This window comes from Pseudomonas sp. NBB, assembly GCF_032701105.1.
GTDB lineage: Bacteria > Pseudomonadota > Gammaproteobacteria > Pseudomonadales > Pseudomonadaceae > Aquipseudomonas > Aquipseudomonas asiatica.
Genome location: NZ_CP103994.1, coordinates 2,445,127 through 2,463,116 on the forward strand (window position 1 = coordinate 2,445,127; position 17,990 = coordinate 2,463,116).

Here is a 17,990-nt window from a genome sequence, read left to right on the forward strand (position 1 = left end):
GGAGCGGCTTTAGCCGCGAACACCGGCGCAGCCGGTGCCATGCAGCGCGTTGGATTCTTCGCGGCTAAAGCCGCTCCCACAGGGTACGCGGATCGCTTGCTTCTGAATCTATGAGAACGACCTGGCCTCACCAATCAGGATGTCTTCGAAAAACGCCCCGACCGGCTCGCTAGGGTGGCACAACTGGATCTCCAGCACCCACACCACTTCGCTCGGGACGATTTCCACCTCGGCCAGTTTGTCCTGCCCATACAGCACATGCGGGAAGTCGGCGATGCGATGCCCGGCCAGGTTGCGCTCCAGCTGCCAGCCTTTTACCTGGGAACTGCGCTCGGCGAAGTCGTACAGTTCGCGCCCGGTCAAGCCACGGCCCCAGGCCTGGCGGGTTTCGTCGAACACCTCATGCAGTGCCTTGACGCAGGCGTGGTGCAGCTCGTGCTGGCCGAACACGAAGGTGTCGCCATAGTCGCCCTCATAGCCATCCCATACCGGGCCGACGTCGACCACGACGATATCCGTAGTACGTAATACACGTTGCAGATCAATGCCTTGCCGCGGCGTGCGCACGGTGTCGTCGCCAAAGCGGATGTAGGTCGGGTGCCAGGTGTGCGATGCACCCATCGCCTGCAAGGTTTGCGCGGCCATCTCCAGCGCCTGGGCAGTGGTCATGCCGACTTTCAGCTGGTTCGCTATCGCAGCAACGGCCCGCACCGACTGCTCGCGGGCAGCGAGCATGCCGTCCAGCGAGTAGCGTGGGCCGACTTTTTCCAGCTCCGGGTGCAACGGGCTGGCTGTTGAAGCCTCTGGCGCCAGTGTGCCGCTGGCAACGAAAGCCTCCGCGACAAAACGATGGGGCTGCAGGCCTGCAGCGAGGCACTGCTCGCGAACCTGGCTGATCATCGTGGCATTGCCGCAGGCATAGACCTGGGTGTCGGCCCAGCGATGGGCCTGGGCCAGCGCCACCTGCTGCACGCGCGCCTGGTCCGACAGCACCGGGTGCCAGCGAAAGTGAGCGTGTGCACGGCTGGCCTGGTCGAGAAACTCACGGTCATAGAAGTCGGCGTCCGATCTGCCGCCCCAGTACAACGTGACCTCGGCATCACCTGCCAGGGCGGTCAGCAGCAATGGCTTGATGCCGGCGTAACCTGTACCGGTGGCGAACAGTACCAGGGGGCGCTGGGCCTCGTGCTGCCAGGTGCAGGCACCCACCGGTCCTTCCAGTTTCAAGGTGTCACCTGCTTGCAGGGTTGGCAGCAGGAGTTCGGTAAACAGGCCGCCACTGACCTTGCGGATGTGAAACACCAGTTTCCCCTGGTCCCGGTCGGGCAGGTTGGCGATGGAAAAACAGCGGCTGTCGCCGTTGGCGAGCCGAAAGCGCACGTACTGGCCAGCCCGTACCGCCAACGGCTGCGCAGGCTGAAGCACCAGTTCGACGATATCGGCGCTCAGTTCGCGTTTGCCATGAACCTGCGCGTGGATTTCCAGCGCCTGGGTTTCCAGGGACCAGCCGGGGATTTCCAGGCGCATGTCGCTGCAGGCGTGGCTCTGGCACAGCAACATTTCGTCGGCGGCGAGGGGGTAGCAGGGCGCGGGCATGTCTGCCGTCCGCTGCTTGTCCCGATACTGCCCCGACACCACCTTGACCTTGCACGAGCCGCAGGCGCCGCGGCGGCATGAGAAGGGCACCGGCAGACCGCTGGCGAGCATGGCATCGAGCAGCAGCTCCTGGCTGGCGTCGAAGGTTTTGCCCGAGGGCGACAATTCAATCACGTGGCGGTTCTGCATAGGCACCTCGGGGCAAGTGGAGGTTCGATTGTTGCTATAGTCCAGGACCAGTAGAACCTCCAGTTTCGGTTAATTCACATGGTCCAGCTTAGCAAATGGCAGCCGCTGCTCAAGCTCGACGGGGCGCAGCCGCAGGCTTCGTACAGGCAGATCGTCGAGGGCCTGGTAGCCGCTATCACCGAGGGCCGCCTGCGCCCCGGCACGCCGTTGCCTGGCACGCGGGAAATGGCGCAACTGCTGAACGTCAATCGCAAGACGGTGATCCTCGCCTACGAGGAAGCCGAGACCAAGGGCTGGCTGGAAAGCGTGCAGCGCCGTGGCACCTTCGTCAGTCGGCAGCTGGCGGCTGGCACCCTGACCGAGCCCGACGCAGCGCAGCCCTTTGCCCTGGTGCTCCAGGAGGAGCCTGCCGTTGCCTACTTCGCGGCCAACGAACAGGCTGCCGCGCAGCAGGATCGGCCGGGTGCGCTGTTCTTCGACAACGGTGCCTGTGACCACCGCCTGCTGCCGCAGACCGTTCTGCACCGCTATTACCGTAATGCCTTGCGCAACAGCTTTGCCGCCAACACCGTGCGCCATGGCAGCGCGTGCAGCAGCCACTCCCTGCGCAGCGCCTTGGCCGACATGCTGCGGCACAATCGCAGCCTGAACGTTGGCGCCGAGCATATCTGCCTGACCCAGGGCGTGCAGATGTCGCTGTACCTGGTGGCCAGCGTGCTGCTCAAGCCCGGTGACGTTGTGCTGGTAGAGCGCCTGAGCTATCCGCCTGCGTGGGAGATCTTCCGCCAGCTGGGCGCCCGGCTGGTCACCGTAGAACTGGATGAGGAGGGCTGTCGGGTCGAGCAGATCGATGCATTGTGCCGGCTGCACCAGGTACGCATGCTGTACATCACACCCCATCACCAGTTCCCGACCACGGTCAGCCTGCCTGCCGGGCGCCGGCAGCAGTTGCTGGAACTGGCGCGGCAGCACGACTTCTGCGTGGTCGAGGAAGACTACGACCATGAATACCACTTTGCCGGGAGGCCTTACCTGCCGCTGGCCAGCGACCGTCAGCAGCGGCATGTGATCTACATTGGCTCATTGTCCAAGTCCTTGGGCAGTACGTTCCGTTGCAGTTTCATCGTGGCGCCGGCGGAGGTGGCCGCAGCGCTCGAACGCAGGGCGACGCTGACCCTGGGGCAGGGCGATGCGGTGATGCAGCAGATGCTGGCGGACTTGATCAATGATGGCGAACTGAAGAAGCACTTGCGTCGGGTCACCCGGGAGTATCGCCGACGTCGAGAGACACTGTTGGTTTGCTTGCGCGATGCCTTTGGCGAGCAGGTAACCGTGCGCGAGCCGGAAGGTGGGCTGGCGCTGTGGGTGAGGTTTGCTGACGAGATCAATGTGGATCAGTTGGTTGGCAAGGCGTTGGAGTTGGACCTGGTGGTACGCAGTGGCCGGCAGTTTTCGCCGTTTGGTCATGCGGAAAATGCCTTGCGCCTCGGGTTCGCCTCGCTGGACATGGATGAAATCCGGCTGGCTACACAACGTTTGGCGCAGGCGGCGAAGGCGATTACCGGGTAGTAGAATGGACAGCCTGCCTGGCAGTCCTGACCAGCGACGAAGTTGCCTATATCACCGGGCAGAACAATAGCGTCGCGCGCAGCGTCTTGCCGCCGTCAATGCGCAGCCGTCGGCAGCATGCCCGAGCCCTGGGCCTTGTGCGCGGCTTCTATCAGCTGCAGGTTGCGGCTGCGCAGGGCGTGATTGTTGCCAACACGCAGGTTGGAGCGAAGCGCCAGGGTTTCGGCCTGTTCATACTGCCCTTGCTGAAGGCGCAAAACACCAAGGTAGTGCAATGTTGCCGGGTTGTTCGGCTGAATGTGCAGCGCACGCTCCAGGGTGGCCGCCGCCTGGTCCAGCTGGCCGTCGGCATACTGTTGCGAGGCGGTTTCGATCAGCACCGTCGAAGCATTGTTGCTGCGTGTGGGCGCGTAGCGTTCGCCGGCCAGTGCTCCCTGTGCCGTGATTGCGCTGAACAACAGGAGCAGGGCTGACAGAACAGGTGTGCTGGGCATCGGCGGAAGACTCGGCAGGGCTTGGGCGGGCCAGGTTGGAGGGCGAGGGGATGCTATCGACCGAATTGGAGCGTTGAAGTTCCCGCCTGGTCGGCTTGTTGCCCGTTGCCGGTATGTGCCTCGACAACATCTGTTCGGTTACCGCCCATAACCGCACTCCGGCGCCTCAAGCCTGGGGTAGTACCTCCGATAGCAGCACACCCACCGTCGAATCATCGACCAGAAGTGGTGCCAACAAGGAGTACTGCCCCCATGCTTGCCAACCTGAAGATCCGCACCGGAATGTTCTGGGTGCTGTCGCTGTTCAGCGTGACCCTGCTGTTTTCCACCGTCAGTGCCTGGCGGGCGGCGGTGGGCAGCGACCAGCAGATCACCGAACTGGACCAGACCGCGCACCAGTCGGACCGGTTGAACAATGCGTTGCTGATGGCGATTCGCGCCAGTGCCAATGTGTCCTCGGGCTTCATCGAGCAGCTGGGTGGTCATGAGGAAAGCGCCAACAAGCGCATGGCGCTGTCGGTCGAGCTGAACGACAAGAGCCAGAAGCTGGTGGACGAGTTTGTCGAAAACGCCCGCGAGCCTGCGCTGCACGCACTGGCAACGGCACTGCAGGCCACCTACGGCGAGTATGCCAAGGCGGTCGCCGGGCAGCGTGAGGCAACCCGTCAACGTTCACTCGAGCAGTATTTCAAGGTCAACACCGACGCCGGCAACGCCATGGGCCGGCTGCAGGCGCTGCGCCAGCAGCTGGTTGGCGCATTGAGTGAGCGCGGTCAGCAGATCATGCTGGAATCCGACCGGCGCCTGGCGCGCGCCCAACTGCTGAGTCTGGGGCTGCTGGGCGTGACGTTGGTGTTGGCGGTGCTGTGCTGGGCCTTTATTGCCCAGCGCGTGCTGCACCCGCTGCGCGAAGCTGGCCGGCACTTCCAGCGCATTGCCGGCGGCGACCTGAGCGTGCCGGTGCAGGGGCAGGGCAGTAACGAGATCGGCCAGCTGTTCCATGAACTTGAGCGCATGCAGCAGAGCCAGCGCGACACCCTGGGGCAGATCAGCAACTGTGCCAGGCAGCTGGACGCAGCCGCCACGGCGCTGAATATGGTCACCGAGGAAAGCGCCAACAACCTGCGCCAGCAGGGCCAGGAGCTGGAGCAGGCCGCTACCGCCGTTACCGAAATGACCACGGCCGTTGAGGAGGTTGCGCGCAATGCCATCACCACCTCGCAGACCACCAGCGAATCCAACCAGCTGGCGGCGCAAAGCCGCCGGCAAGTCAACGACAACATCGACGGCACCGAGGCCATGACTCGGGAGATCCAGGCCAGCAGCGCGCATCTGGAGCAACTGGTCGGGCAGGTGCGGGACATCGGCAAAGTGCTGGAAGTGATTCGCTCGGTGTCCGAGCAAACCAACCTGCTGGCACTCAATGCCGCCATCGAGGCCGCCCGTGCGGGCGAGGCCGGGCGCGGCTTTGCGGTGGTGGCTGATGAAGTGCGTACACTGGCTTACCGCACGCAGCAGTCGACCCAGGAAATCGAACAGATGATCGGGCGCGTGCAGGCGGGTACCGAAGCGGCCATGACCTCGATGCAGGCCAGTACCAGCCGCGCCCAGTCGACGCTGGACGTGACCCTGGCCTCGGGGCAGGTGCTTGAGGGTATCTACAGTGCGATCGGCGAGATCAACGAGCGTAACCTGGTGATTGCCAGCGCAGCCGAAGAGCAGGCCCAGGTGGCGCGAGAGGTAGACCGCAACCTGCTGAACATTCGCGAGTTGTCGACATCCTCGGCTGCGGGGGCGCAGCAGACCAGTGAGGCGAGCAAGGCGTTGTCGGGGTTGGTGGGGGAGATGGCGGCGTTGGTGGCGCGGTTCAGGGTTTGAGGTTTGGCGGGCACCAGACTGTGGCAGTGGGCGCGCCCGCGAACACCGGCGTAGCCGGTGCCTTCCACCGCGTCGCCTGCTTCGCGGGTAAACCCGCTCCCACAGGGACCCCACCAGCTGAAGGAATGCGCCATACCTGTGGGAGCGGGCGCGCCCGCGAACACCGGCGCAGCCGGTGCCATCCACGGCGTCGCCTGCTTCGCGGGCATGCCCGCTCCCACAGGGAGCCCATCAGCTGAAGAAATGCGCCGTACCTGTGGGAGCGGGTTTACCCGCGAACACCGGCGCAGCCGGTGCCATCAACCGCATCGCCCGGTTCGAGGGCACGCCATCTGCGCTTTCAGTTATCGATCGTGCTTCGAAGAGGAGCGCCCGGCCTTGTTGTGTTCCTTGGAATGGGCAATGCCGGACCGGGTAGTGCCACGGCCGTTGTCATCATTGCGCAGGCTTCCATAGTGATTGCCGCTCTCGCCATGGTTGCGGGTGGCCTTGCCTGCATGATCACTCTCGTAGCCGGCGCCATTACCGTTGAACCCACCTTTGCCACCGCCATTGCCATTACCTTTGGCATATGCGGAACCAATCGGCGAGACATCGGCAGGCAACAATGCAGTTACGCCGAGCGCCAGCGCACAGGTAAAGACGGCTACCAGGGTTTTTTTCATGTTTGTTCGCTTCCAAAAGGCGCAGGGGGGAAATTTGAGTGCGGATACGACATAAGGTTGCCTTTTAAGTTCCGCAGTGCGCAGCCTTTCGACGAAGCGGCTGCCAGGCCCTTTCAGTACCTGGCAGCCTTAAGCTCATCGATCATTCTTGGAGGAGTTTTGTACCGCGCCGCTCAGCCCCTTGGCATTGTGATCACCGGGCGTAGTCCCCGAGATAGCGGTAGATTTCGTCAAGCCGCGAGTATCCTTGGACTGGGCAATGCCTGAGGTGGTGGTCCCATGGCCGTTGTCCTGGTTACGTGAGCTTCCATAATGATTGCCGCTCACACCATGATCGCGCGTAGCCTTGCCGGCATGATCACCCGCGAGACCCGCACCATTGCCAGTACCATTGTGCCCACCCATGCCGGCGCCACGTCCACCGCCATTGCCGCCGCCGTGGCCACCACCACCACCGTGGCCGCCACCGCCACCGCCACCGCCACCGCCTTTGGCATACGCGGAACCCATCGGCGAGATATCGGCAGGTAACATTGCCGTCGCGCCGAATGCCAGAGCACACGCAAAGACGGCCACCAGGGTTTTTCTCATGTTGTTTCGCCTCCAACGGCGCAGGTAGAGCTCAGGTGCTGGTAAGACAAGCAGCGGCTTTGCAAGTTCTGTCGTCCTGACAAAAGGATCGTGGTCCATGACTGCTCAGATCTCGACCTGAGTGCCAAGCTCGATCACCCGGTTCAGCGGCAGTTTGAAGTACTTCAGGTTGCTGTTGGCATTCTTCAGCAGGAAGGCAAACAGGTGCTCACGCCAGCGGGCCATGCCCATCTGCCTGCCTGCAATGACCGTCTCCCGGCTGAGGAAATAAGTGGTGCGCATGGGGCCGAACTCAAGGTCCGCACGCTGACAGCGGCTTAACGCCAACGGCACGTCGGGCTCCTCCATGAAGCCGAAATGCAGGCTCACGCGGAAGAAGCCGTCACCAAACTCCTCGACCTCAAAGCGCTTGCCAGCGTTGACCCGTGGCTCGTCCTCGAACACGACGGTCAACAGCACCACCTGTTCATGCAGTACCTGGTTATGCAGCAGGTTGTGCAGCAAGGCGTGAGGCACCGCCTCGGGCCTGGCGGACAGGAATACGGCAGTACCGCCCACGCGGTGAGGCGGCTGGGCCCTGAGGCTGGTAATGAACAGGTCCAGCGGCAGCGAACTTTCGTCCAGCCGCTCGACGATCATCCGTCGCCCGCGCTTCCAGGTAGTCATCAGGGTGAACAGTGCAAGGCCGGCAATCACCGGAAATGCACCGCCCTGGAGGATCTTCGGCGCGTTGGCGGCGAAATACAGGCTGTCGACCAGCAGGAATGCCAGCAGCATCGGCACCGCCAGCCAGCGTGGTGCCTTCCACAGCAACAGCACCACTGCCGAAGCCAGCAGTGTGGTGATCAGCATGGTCCCGGTCACGGCTACGCCATAGGCTGCTGCAAGCGCCCCGGACGACTCGAAGCCGACCACCAGCAGCACCACGCCAACCATCAGTGCCCAGTTCACCATACCGATATAGATCTGCCCCTGTTCCTCGCTGGAGGTGTGCTGGATGAACATGCGCGGTACGTAGCCCAGCTGGATGGCCTGGCGCGTCAGCGAGAACGCACCGGAAATCACGGCCTGGGACGCGATGATGGTGGCCAGCGTGGCCAGCCCGACCATGGGCAGCAGGGCCCATTCGGGCGCCAGCAGGTAAAACGGGTTGCGCACTGCCTGCGGGTCGCCGAGGATCAGTGCGCCCTGGCCGAAGTAGTTCAGTACCAGGCCGGGCAGCACCAGCAGGAACCAGGCCCGGGCGATGGGTTTGCGGCCGAAGTGCCCCATATCGGCGTAGAGCGCTTCGGCGCCGGTCAGCGCCAGCACCACCGCGCCCAGGATCGCCACGCCCATGCCCGGGTGCAGCACGAAGAACTTCACCGCCCAGAGCGGGTTGAGTGCCTGCAGCACCTCCGGGCGCTGGACGATGCAGTGCAGGCCCAGTGCACCCAGCACGACGAACCACAGCACCATGATCGGCCCGAAGAGGATGCCGATGCGCGCGGTGCCATGCTTCTGGATCAGGAACAGGGCCACCAGCACCACCACCGACAGTGGCACGACCCAATGCTCGATACCGTCGAAGGCCAGTTGCAGGCCCTCGACGGCCGATAGCACGGAAATCGCCGGCGTGATCATGCTGTCGCCGTAGAACAGCGCGGCGCCGAACAAGCCGAGCAGCACCAGTATCCTGCCCAGGCGTTGGTAGGGCGCCGCCGCCCGATGCGCCAGGGCGGTCAGGGCCATGATGCCACCTTCGCCCTGGTTGTCGGCACGCAGGATGAACAGTACGTACTTGAGCGATACCACCCAGAGCAACGACCAGAACACCAGCGACAGCACTCCGAGTACGCCAGCGGTGTTGGCCTGTACGCCATAGTGCCCGGCGAACACCTCCTTGAGGGTGTACAGCGGGCTGGTGCCGATGTCGCCATACACCACGCCGACAGCGGCGACGAGCATGCCGACAGGGTTGGACTTGGCGGGAAGGGATTGATTTGCGATGACGGTGGGCTGGCTCACGAAAGGTTTCTCTGGACTGGCGGGTATAAATGCATGCCATCCCTGAGCATCGCGCGCCCCAGTATTCCTTCTGTCTGCCGGCTCAGTCGTAAAAAGAGCGTAAAAAATCAGCCAGCGCCCCAATATTTTGTCAGTTAAGCAATTCGGGGCCGCTTTGCGGCCCGGCCAGCTCCCACAGGTACAGCGCAGACTTCAAGAGTTTACGTGGTCCCTGTGGGAGATTCTATGGTTTTAGGGAAGTTTTTTAAGCGGCTTTTGACCGATACTCATCTCCGCTTTTCAGTAGGGCAAATACTACTCGCGCCAATTTGCGTGCGAGCATGACAAGCGATGCTGTCGTGCTAAAACCACGTGCCAGGCGCTCTTCGTAGTACGATTTCCATACTGCCGTGCGGCATGCCGACATGGCTGCGTTGTGAAGGAGGCGTCGAGCTTCGGGGTCTCCTCGCTTCGTGAGCTTGGATTGCCCTTTTTTCTGCCCCGACTGCGCAATCCTCAGATCCATACCCAAAAAGGCGATAAACGCATCACCCCCGCTGAAGTTGCCACGCTGAAACGTCGCAGTCAGGCGTGCAGCCGTTAGAAAACCAATCCCCTCGACCTTCATGCAGCGCTTTACCTGAGGCATCAGTCCGGCCTTTTCCAGCAGACCCTTGATCATCTTCTCCACCAGCAGCTCAAGCCGCTGCATCGCACGCAGATGTGTCTTGAAGGCGGCTCTAAGTAGCGGTTCATTAGCCCATCCCTGAGACAGGCTGGTTCGTGCCTGGACCAGTCCCGCACGTCGCCGAAACAGGCTCAGAAGTTGTCGATAGATAGCCGGTGGCGGCGCCCAAGGCGTAAGGTCCTGTCCTTCGTTCTTCAGATAGCGGGCCAACAGCTGGGCATCAATTGCATCTGTCTTAGCGCGTACGTTGACGCCTTTGCGGTAATGGCTCAGGGCGTAACCATCTACCACGTAGATCGTATGCCCAAACTCAAAGGCCAGATCCGTAAACAGAACGTGATAGATGTTGGTCGCCTCGATGGCCACGGACATCGCACCCGAGAGGCCTTTGAGCCATTTCTTAATAGCTGCTTTGGTATTGGGGATTGCTATGAGCTCTGCTGATTCATCGTCCCAGATGACCAGTTCCGCTTTGGCCACATCCACGCCAATCAGCCGCTTTGAATCAGCAACCACCATTGCCATGAGCAACTCTCCTCGATAGTGTTGAAGCACTTGAAGGGTCACCCAGAGGCGCTGGCTTGTGTCTTTCGTCGGTCTGAGCCCGGAAGCATTCTTTATCGGCGCTTGGGTGAAAAGGGAGGAGGGGCGAGATCTCCCACGGTCTGTACTGCGCTAACAGTCAGAAGCTGGCTTTGTCCCTCCTCCTCCCTTCAAGTCTAACCATACAAGCTGGCCTGCCGGCGATGGTTTGGTCAGCCAGGTTGCGCCGCCAGGCTGTTGCTGACGTTACGCCCCAGCACCAGCACCGTAGCGAAACCGCAACCCACCAGGGCCGTGGCCAGGCTCAGCAACACCGAGCTGCCCAGCTGGTCGACGATCCGACCGCCGAAGAACGAGCCCAGTGCAATGATCACCTGAAACATGGCAACGAACAGCGGCATGCCACGTTCGACATCCTTGGGCGCGACGACGAACATCCAGATACTGGCGCAGGCCGGGAACGCGCCGAAGGCGAAGCCCCACAACCCGATCAGCATCGCGGCACCGGTCATGCCGGTGGCGAAGTGAGGGAACAGGGCAGTGCTGGTGCCGATCATCAGCGCTACCAGCAGCAGGGTGTGACGTACGCTGCGGTTGGCGGCGAAACCGGCGAAGATATTGCCGAATACCCCGGCCACGCCATAAAGCAGCAGCAACGAGCCAATGGTAGGCCCATCGAAGCCGGAGCTTTGTTTGAAGAAGGGCGCGACATAGGTGTACGCGGCAAAGTGCGCCAGGCCGATCAGCAACACGGCAATCAGGCCAACCCGCGCCTGTGGGTTGATGAACAGGGCCGGCAGGTCGCTGATGCGAATGGCTTTGTCCGGGTTGAGCCGCGGGAGCAACAGGATCTGCGCCAGCAGCACCGGTATGCCCAGTAGCGCGGTTATCAGGAAGGTCATGCGCCAGCCCATCAGGCCACTCAACCAGGTGCCTACCGGCACGCCCAGCACGGTGGCAAGGGTTACGCCGACCATGATGATCGAGGTGGCCTGGGCTACGCCCACGCCCTTTGGCGCCAGGCGGCCGCTGAGGGCAATGGCCGTTGCCCAGAAGCCGCCGATACTCACGCCCAGCAGCACGCGGCCGAACAGCAGCAGGTTGAAGTCGCTGGCGTAGGCCACCACCGCATTGGCGATGATCATGATCAGCGTCAGGCCGATCAGCAGGTAGCGACGGTCCAGGGCGCCAATGCCCACCGACAGTAGCGGGGCGGCGAGGGCGGCCATGATGCCGGGCAGGGTGACCATCAGGCCGGCGTGGCCTGCACTGATGCCAAGGTCGCTGGCAACATCGTTGAGTACGCCCACCGGCAGGAACTCGCTGGTCACCAGGGCGAAAGCGCCGACGGCGACCGAAAGGATTGCCAGCCACTGCTGGCTGACGCTTTGTTGATCATGTTCGGGGAGGCCACGAGGGGCCTGGCTGGCACTTGGCATGGTATTGGATTCCAAGATAGGGATGTCGCCTGAAGCAGGCGCAAGGAGCGGGGGAAATTTGCCGGGGATTATAGGGGGCGGTTTCGCCTGGCCAACATGCGGGTCGCTCGATAGTAATCATCAGCGCAATCGATGAAACGCCTTGCGCAGAGCGCCCGCTGTTGGAGGGGAGAAATGCTTTGGTGCCTGAAGCCAGAAAAAACTGAGGGCGCTACGGTCGTGCCCACAACCTGAAGGCCAGCGCGATCCATGTGGGAGCGGGTTTACCCGCGAAGCAGGCGCCGCGGTGGATGACGGGTGCTTCGGTGGAGGACACGCAAGCGTCCTCCACATCACTTGCATCCTATGGCGATACCAGCACATCGCACTGGGATTCGTTCAGCACATGCTTGGTGACGCTGCCTATCAGCAGCTCTTCAAGCGCGCTTTCCCCTTGCTTGCCAACCACGATCAGGTCGCATTCCAGTTCTTGTTCCTGCTCGGCAATCCGCCAGGCAGGGTCGCCATGCACCAAGATTTGCCGAGCATCTGCCACTCCGGCGGTTTCGCTCAAGGCCGCGAGCTGCTGGACCGCATCCTTGCGGATGACATTGCGGTAGTGTGCAAGGGTGTCATGGTCGATGTGGGCGAAACGCATGCTGCCTTCGAACGGCGCTTCGTAAACATGCAACAGAATGATCTCGGCCTGTGGGGCAATGGCTTTTGCCAGTTCGATGGAGCGCAGTGACGAAGGCGAAAAATCAACTGCAACCAGCAAGGTCCGGTAGGCATCGCGTGGCGCCTGCTTGACCACCAGCAAAGGGCAGGGCATGCGGTTCAGCATCTTCTGCACCGTGGAGCCCAGCAGCAGGCGCCGCGCTACGCTCTGGCCCTTCGCCCCGCATACCAGCAGGTCGCTGCGTTTATCCTGCACCACACGGGTGATCTCCGTGGTCACCGAGCCATGCGCTACCTGCACGCCAGCGGCGATGTCATGGCGCTGGAACAGCATTGCAGCCAGTGCGCGGATTTTTTCGCCAGCGGTATCCAGCACGCGCTTCAGCAGATCATCACCAGGTGCGACCAGCTGCTTCAAGCGCTCGAAGGGGGCCGGGTTGGCAACGTACAGCAGGTCCAGCGATGCCTGCTGCGCCTTGCTCAGGTGCGCAGCGCGCTCTGCCGCGTTGCGGGCGGAGGTGGACAGGTCGGTTGCTACCAGTACGTGGTTCAGGTGGCTCATGTGGGACTCCTTATCCAAGGCCGCGCACAGTGATCGATGGCGATGGCCTTGAGCACAATGCGCATGGCGGTTTTCGATTCGTTCCTTGCTGACAGCCATCGTCGCGCGAACCCGGCCCAGCGGCTTGACGTGCGTCAAGGGAGCACTTCGGCTGATAGGCTCGCAGGGCTATTGCGATTGTTTGCATGAGTCAACTTGATGCTTTCCCGTAGCAGTACTAATACTAAGAGACTGCCGGGAGGGGGATGATCATGCAGATGCGCTTTGTTGTGGTTCCCGCTGTGCCGCTCAAGAAAGAGATTTACCCGCGTAGTATTGGCTTTCCCGCAACGTTAGGGGAGGGCTATGACCTTTATGACACACAGGAAAAGCTGCGCCTGACCCTCAACTACCCCACACGTGCCGAGGCGGAATTCGTATGCGCATCCCGCAACAGTTGCCGGGATGCCGACACGGCGGATATCGCCGGGAATGGTTGATGCTGTGGCGGACACCGGCGTAGCCGGTGCCATGCATCACATTGCGTTCTTCGCGGGCACGCCCGCTCCCACAGGGATTGCGCCCGGTTCAGGGCTTGCGGTCATGCGTGCTTGAGCGCTTCCACCAACTGTGCCTTGGTCATGGTGGAGCGCCCTTTGATGTTTTTGCTGCGCGCTTCCTTCATCAGGCTTTGCTTGCTCTGGGTTTCCAGGGAGCTGCCCGATGTGCGGGAATGACCTTGGCGCGACTTCGCCGCCCGTTTGGCCGAGTCCGACCGGGCAGTTTTCTTCTCGCTGGAGGATGTAGCCTTACCCGAGCCACCTTTCTTCTCGCCTCCACCGGACTGTTTGTTCACGGTGGCCCAGGCACGCGCTTCGGCCTGGTCTTTCGGCACGCCTTTGTGCTCGTAGCTTTCCTCGATATGTTCGGCCTTGCGCTTCTGCTTGTCGGTGTATTTGTCCTTGTCGCCGCGTGGCATGGCATTCACTCCCGTCTGGTTTACATGAGCGGTTGAATGCCGCGGCAACGCCAGAGTGCCCGGTAATCGACCAGCGGTGCCAGCAAACCGGTTGCCCTCTCTAAACAGTCATTCAACCGACACATCGAAGCCGTAGGGTTCAGACAGGAACCGCTCCAGGGCTCTGGCCCCTGATGTTGCCGTGATGGCGCCGCCAGACGGCTCTACCGTGCGGCCTGCCATTCATCGGTCACAAAGCTGTAACATTGCTGCTGCAAAGTGTGCCGGCCATCACACGGAGCGCTTTTCGATGATACGCCTGATGAAATCTGCTGCACTCGCCGTTGCCGTTTCTCTTTGCGCCACTTCGGCATCCTTTGCCGCAGAGAACATCCGCCTGACCGGTTCCGGCGCAAGTTTCCCGGCACCGATCTACCTGACCTGGTTCAAGGCCTTCAGCAAGGAAACCGACGGTGTCACCGTTGACTACCAGTCCAAGGGGAGCGGGGCGGGTGTTCAGGACTTTCTGAACAAGACCGTCGACTTTGCCGCCAGCGACTCGGCAATGAAAGCCGAAGAAATCGCCAAGGTCGGCGAAGGCGTGCAGTTGCTGCCAATGACCGCCGGTGAAATCGTCCTGGCTTACAACCTGCCAGGCAACCCCAAAGGGCTGAAGCTGCCACGCGATGTGTACTCCAACATCTTCCTCGGCAAGATCACCCAGTGGAACGACCCGCAGATCGTCGCGGCCAACCCTGAGCTGAAACTGCCAGCTACCCCGATCACCGTGGTCGTGCGTGCCGACTCCAGCGGCACCACTGCGGTATTCACCAAGCACCTGTCGGCCATCAATGCTGACTTCAAGCAAGCGCTGGGTGAAGGCAACACCGTCAACTGGCCGGCCAGCGACAAGTTCATCAAGTCGCCGAAGAACGATGGCGTAACCGCCACCGTCCGCCAGACCCCAGGCGCCATCGGCTACATCGAATACGGCTTTGCCAAGCTGGCCAAGGTCGACTTCGCCCAGCTGCAGAACAAGGCCGGCCAATACGTAGTGCCGAACGCCGAGAGCGGTGCCGAGGCGCTGGCTGCGGTGAAGATGCCGGAGAACCTGGTGGCCTGGCTGCCTGACCCGGACGGTGCCAAGTCCTACCCGATCACCTCCTACACCTGGATGATCTTCCGCAAGGACAACGGTAACCCGGCCAAGGCCAAGGCCATGCGCGAAATGGTCGAATACAGCCTGACCGAAGGCCAGAAGATCGCCGACTCGATGGGCTACATCCCGCTGCCAGCGTCGGTTGTCGACCAGGTACGCAAAGCGTCCGCCAACATCCAGTAACACGCCCAGGCGCTCCCGGTGTGGTCTGGCGGCCATGCCGGGTGTGTTTGCCCTCTGTCCCGGAACTTGCCCATGAACACTCCTTTTGCCATCCCGGCTAACCCCGACTCCGCGTGCCAGCCACCGTCTGCGAAAGACTTCCTGGTTGATCGCACCTTCCGTGCGCTTGCACGCATCGGTGTGGTGCTGGTGCTGGCGCTGGTCTTCGCGCTGGTCTACGAAGTGGGCCGCAAGGCACTGCCAGGCATCGAGAAGCACGGCTTTGACGTGCTGTTCGGCAGTGTCTGGGACGTCAACCAAGGCAAGTACGGTATTCTGCCAGCGATCTGGGGCACGCTCTACAGCGCCCTGATCGCCCTGTTGATCGCCGGTTTCTTCGGCGTCAGCATGGCCATCTTCCTGACCCAGGACTTCCTCCCGGCCCGGCTGGCGGCGGTGTTCCGCACCATCGTCGAGCTGCTCGCTGCCATCCCCAGCGTCGTCTACGGCCTGTGGGGGATCTATGTGGTCATCCCGGCCATTCGCCCGCTGACCACCTGGCTAAACAGCGAGCTGGGCTGGATTCCCTTTTTTGGTACTTCCCTGAGCGGCCCAGGGCTGCTGCCTGCCGCGCTGGTGCTGGCGATCATGATTCTGCCGACCATCGCCGCCGTTTCGCAGGACGCCCTGACCAGCGTGCCGATGAAGACCAAGCAGGCCGCCTACGGCCTGGGCGCCACCCACTGGGAGGCCATTCTCAAGGTAATGGTGCCATCGGCAGCTACCGGTATCTTTGGTTCGCTGGTGCTCGGCCTGGGCCGTGCGCTGGGTGAAACCATGGCGCTGGCCATGCTGGTGGGCAATGCCAACAACATTTCCCTGTCCTTGTTCGCCCCGGCCAACACGCTGGCGGCCTTGCTGGCCCTGAACTTCCCGGAGGCCGGCCCGAACGAGGTCGAGGTGCTGATGTACGCCGCACTGGTGCTGATGTTCATCACCCTGCTGGTGAACGTGCTCGGCTCGATGATCATGCTCTACGCCCAGCGGGGTAACAAATGATGACCAACCTCACCACCCCTGCAAACGCGTTGCCCAGCCTGCAGCGCAAGCTGGAAGGCCGTTCCCTGCGCAGCCTGTTGTTGACCACGCTGGCATGGTTCGCGGCACTGGTTGCCAGCGTGCCGCTGATCTCCGTGCTGTACATGCTGATCACTCGCGGTGGCGCACGCCTCAACCTGGAGGTGTTCACCGAGCTGCCACCCACCGGCTTCGAGATGGGCGGGGGCTTTGGCAACGCCATGGCCGGTACTTTCGTCATGGTCGGCATTGCTGCTGCCATCGCCGTCCCGGTCGGTATCCTGGCCGCGGTGTTCCTGGCCGAACTCGGCCCGGACAGCAAGCTGGCCAACGCCGCGCGCTTTGCCGCCAAGATGCTCACCGGCCTGCCGTCGATCCTGGCTGGCGTATTCGCCTATGCCCTGGTGGTGATGACCACCGGCACCTACTCCGCGCCGGCAGGTGGTGTGGCCCTGGCGGTACTGATGCTGCCCATCGTCGTGCTGACCGCTGAAGAGTCGATGAAGATGGTGCCCAAGATCATGAAGGATGCTGCCTACGGCATGGGCTGCACCCGTGCCCAGGTGATCTGGAAAATCGTCCTGCCCACCGGCCTGCCGGCCATCCTGACCGGCGTCATGCTGGCCGTGGCCCGTGCCGCCGGCGAGACCGCGCCGCTGCTGTTCACCGCGCTGTTCAGCAACTACTGGATCCTGCATGACGGCGACCTGGCGGTCATGAACCCGACGGCCTCGCTGGCTGTACTGATCTACAACTTCTCCGGCATGCCATTCGACAACCAGCTCGAGCTCGCCTGGGCGGCCTCGCTGGTACTGGTGATGATCGTGCTGGTAATCAACATTCTGAGCCGAGTATTCGGCAAGCCCAAGTATTGAGAAAGGGAGCATCCGACCTTGAACGTATCCACTGCGCCAAAAGCCGCTCCCGTGGTCAGCGAAGCCCCCATCGTCATGGACTGCAAGCTGGACAAGATCTTCTACGGCAATTTCATGGCCGTTCGCGACAGCCATGTGCCGATCCGCAAGAACGAGATCACCGGTTTCATCGGGCCGTCTGGCTGCGGCAAGAGTACCGTCCTGCGTAGCCTCAACCGCATGAACGACCTGGTGAAGGGCTTCCGTTTCGAAGGCCATGTGCACTTCCTGGGCCAGGACGTCTACGGCAAGGGCGTCGACCCTGTGGTGGTGCGCCGCTACATCGGCATGGTGTTCCAGCAGCCCAACCCGTTCTCCATGAGCATCTTCGACAACGTCGCCTTCGGCCTGCGCCTGAACCGCTACAAGGGCGACATCGGTGACCGCGTCAAGCACGCGCTGCAGGGCGCCGCGCTGTGGGACGAGGTGAAGGACAAGCTCAAGGTCAGCGGCCTGGCACTGTCCGGTGGCCAGCAACAGCGTCTGTGCATCGCCCGCGCCATCGCCACCGAGCCGGAAGTGCTGCTGCTGGACGAACCCTGCTCGGCACTCGACCCGATTGCCACCCGCCGGGTGGAGGAGCTGATGGTCGAGTTGAAGAAGGACTACACCATCGCCCTGGTGACCCACAACATGCAGCAGGCGATTCGTGTGGCCGACACCACCGCGTTCTTCTCGGTCGATATCTCCAAGGGCACCCGTACCGGTTACCTAGTCGAGATGGGCCCGACCACGCAGATTTTCCAGAACCCGCGTGAGCAGCTGACTGCTGACTACATCAGCGGCAAGTTCAGCTGAGGCCGCACGTGCCAAGGTGGCCGGGTGTTGCAGTCAGGAAGGCTGCAACACCCGGCCGCATTACCTTCCGTCAAGTGTTACCAGGG

General features: G+C 62.3%; 16 protein-coding genes. 7 read left to right on the forward strand and 9 right to left on the reverse strand.

Annotated elements, in window-relative coordinates; all coding sequences use genetic code 11:
- Positions 1 to 108: 108 nt before the first annotated feature.
- Positions 109 to 1,785 carry a M24 family metallopeptidase gene (locus tag NY023_RS11340; protein ID WP_013972134.1) on the reverse strand — a complete coding sequence of 559 codons (1,677 nt, stop codon included), beginning with the start codon at positions 1,783 to 1,785 and terminating at the stop codon, positions 109 to 111.
- A 78-nt stretch (positions 1,786 to 1,863) separates the two neighbouring features.
- Between NY023_RS11340 and NY023_RS11345 the strand changes: the two genes are divergently transcribed.
- Positions 1,864 to 3,354, forward strand: coding sequence for a PLP-dependent aminotransferase family protein (locus NY023_RS11345; protein WP_013972135.1), 1,491 nt, complete (start codon positions 1,864 to 1,866; stop codon positions 3,352 to 3,354).
- Between the two features lie 95 nt (positions 3,355 to 3,449).
- On the opposite strand, the gene NY023_RS11350 is transcribed toward NY023_RS11345, so the two are convergent.
- Positions 3,450 to 3,848 carry a tetratricopeptide repeat protein gene (locus NY023_RS11350; protein ID WP_024086815.1) on the reverse strand — a complete coding sequence of 133 codons (399 nt, stop codon included), beginning with the start codon at positions 3,846 to 3,848 and terminating at the stop codon, positions 3,450 to 3,452.
- A 252-nt stretch (positions 3,849 to 4,100) separates the two neighbouring features.
- Here NY023_RS11350 and NY023_RS11355 point away from each other — a divergent pair, with 252 nt between their 5' ends.
- Entirely contained in the window at positions 4,101 to 5,726 is a 1,626-nt protein-coding gene (locus NY023_RS11355; protein ID WP_024088018.1) for a methyl-accepting chemotaxis protein, read from the forward strand.
- A gap of 344 nt (positions 5,727 to 6,070) precedes the next feature.
- On the opposite strand, the gene NY023_RS11360 is transcribed toward NY023_RS11355, so the two are convergent.
- The 6 genes from NY023_RS11360 to NY023_RS11385 form a co-directional block, all read right to left on the reverse strand.
- Entirely contained in the window at positions 6,071 to 6,391 is a 321-nt protein-coding gene (locus NY023_RS11360; protein WP_013972138.1) for a hypothetical protein, read from the reverse strand.
- 135 nt (positions 6,392 to 6,526) lie between these two features.
- Positions 6,527 to 6,982: a hypothetical protein gene (locus tag NY023_RS11365; RefSeq protein WP_238531273.1), complete on the reverse strand. Its 456-nt coding sequence runs from the start codon at positions 6,980 to 6,982 to the stop codon at positions 6,527 to 6,529.
- Positions 6,983 to 7,087: 105 nt separating this feature from the next.
- Positions 7,088 to 8,929, reverse strand: coding sequence for a potassium transporter Kup (locus NY023_RS11370; protein WP_049798440.1), 1,842 nt, complete (start codon positions 8,927 to 8,929; stop codon positions 7,088 to 7,090).
- A 304-nt stretch (positions 8,930 to 9,233) separates the two neighbouring features.
- Positions 9,234 to 10,181: an IS110 family transposase gene (locus tag NY023_RS11375; protein ID WP_038408539.1), complete on the reverse strand. Its 948-nt coding sequence runs from the start codon at positions 10,179 to 10,181 to the stop codon at positions 9,234 to 9,236.
- Positions 10,182 to 10,411: 230 nt separating this feature from the next.
- Positions 10,412 to 11,638 (reverse strand): MFS transporter, encoded by a 1,227-nt coding sequence (locus tag NY023_RS11380; RefSeq protein ID WP_013972141.1) that lies wholly within the window; start codon positions 11,636 to 11,638, stop codon positions 10,412 to 10,414.
- Positions 11,639 to 11,981: 343 nt separating this feature from the next.
- Positions 11,982 to 12,857: a universal stress protein gene (locus NY023_RS11385; protein ID WP_044046968.1), complete on the reverse strand. Its 876-nt coding sequence runs from the start codon at positions 12,855 to 12,857 to the stop codon at positions 11,982 to 11,984.
- 245 nt (positions 12,858 to 13,102) lie between these two features.
- On the opposite strand from NY023_RS11385, the gene NY023_RS11390 reads away from it, so the two are divergent.
- Positions 13,103 to 13,336, forward strand: a complete 234-nt coding sequence (locus NY023_RS11390; RefSeq protein ID WP_013972143.1) for a hypothetical protein — start codon at positions 13,103 to 13,105, stop codon at positions 13,334 to 13,336.
- Positions 13,337 to 13,437: 101 nt separating this feature from the next.
- Here NY023_RS11390 and NY023_RS11395 read toward each other — a convergent pair whose 3' ends face one another.
- A complete protein-coding gene (locus NY023_RS11395; protein ID WP_024086821.1) occupies positions 13,438 to 13,815 on the reverse strand; it encodes a hypothetical protein in 378 nt (125 codons plus the stop codon).
- 289 nt (positions 13,816 to 14,104) lie between these two features.
- On the opposite strand from NY023_RS11395, the gene pstS reads away from it, so the two are divergent.
- The 4 genes from pstS (at position 14,105) to pstB (ending at position 17,904) form a co-directional block, all read left to right on the forward strand.
- Entirely contained in the window at positions 14,105 to 15,136 is a 1,032-nt protein-coding gene (gene pstS, locus NY023_RS11400; protein ID WP_003259756.1) for a phosphate ABC transporter substrate-binding protein PstS, read from the forward strand.
- 72 nt (positions 15,137 to 15,208) lie between these two features.
- Positions 15,209 to 16,174 (forward strand): phosphate ABC transporter permease subunit PstC, encoded by a 966-nt coding sequence (pstC, locus tag NY023_RS11405; RefSeq protein WP_013972145.1) that lies wholly within the window; start codon positions 15,209 to 15,211, stop codon positions 16,172 to 16,174.
- Positions 16,174 to 17,067, forward strand: a complete 894-nt coding sequence (gene pstA, locus NY023_RS11410; protein ID WP_023661149.1) for a phosphate ABC transporter permease PstA — start codon at positions 16,174 to 16,176, stop codon at positions 17,065 to 17,067. Before pstC ends, pstA begins: the two co-directional genes overlap by 1 nt.
- Positions 17,068 to 17,142: 75 nt before the next feature.
- On the forward strand, positions 17,143 to 17,904 hold the full coding sequence (pstB, locus tag NY023_RS11415; protein ID WP_031324478.1) for a phosphate ABC transporter ATP-binding protein PstB: 762 nt from the start codon (positions 17,143 to 17,145) through the stop codon (positions 17,902 to 17,904).
- The last annotated feature ends 86 nt before the right edge of the window (positions 17,905 to 17,990 follow it).